Below are 585 nucleotides of genomic sequence, written 5' to 3' on the forward strand. Positions count from 1 at the left end.
GACGCGAACGGTGCGCGGCGATGATGGAGCGGACAAGAGTTTCGTCGATGTGCTGCTGCAGAGCATGAAGGTGCTCGCCATCGACCAGGTGGCCGATGTGAGCAAGGACAGCCCAACCGTGGTGAAGTCCGTAACGCTGGAAGCCAGCACCAAGGACGCGCAGAAGCTGACGCTTGCGGCAGGCGCCGGCCAATTGTCGCTGGCGCTTCGCCAGGCCGCCGCCAGCAAGGGCGAAATGACCGAGCGGGTGACGCTTTCCGACCTGACCGGCGAAACGCCGGCCGATGTCGCCGCCAGGCAGGCGGAGCTCGACAAGAAGGCAGCAGCGGAAGCGGAGGCAGCAGCCGAGCGCAAGCGCGCCGAGGACAAGATTGCCGGGTTGACCCAGGCTGTGGAGCGGGTGGGAAGCCGCCTCGACGAGTTGGGCAAGGTAAAGATTGCTCCGATCGTGATGGCGGCACCGCAGCCGGTCGTCAAGGAAGTGGTCAAATATGTGCAGCCTGAGCCGCCGGCGCGGGCAACGATCGGCGTTTTTCGGGGTGTGAAGCTCGAGACATATGACGTGCCGCGACAACCATGATAAGG

General features: G+C 64.4%; 1 protein-coding gene. It reads left to right on the top strand.

Features of this window, described 5'->3' with window-relative positions; genetic code table 11:
* Positions 1 to 580, top strand: a 580-nt coding sequence (locus EN925_RS38765; RefSeq protein WP_245487489.1) for an RcpC/CpaB family pilus assembly protein, incomplete at its 5' end; no start/stop codon positions are given.
* Positions 581 to 585: the final 5 nt, after the last annotated feature.

Origin of the sequence: Mesorhizobium sp. M7A.F.Ca.US.006.04.2.1, from assembly GCF_004022915.1 — a bacterium.
Classification (GTDB): Bacteria; Pseudomonadota; Alphaproteobacteria; order Rhizobiales; family Rhizobiaceae; genus Mesorhizobium; species Mesorhizobium ciceri.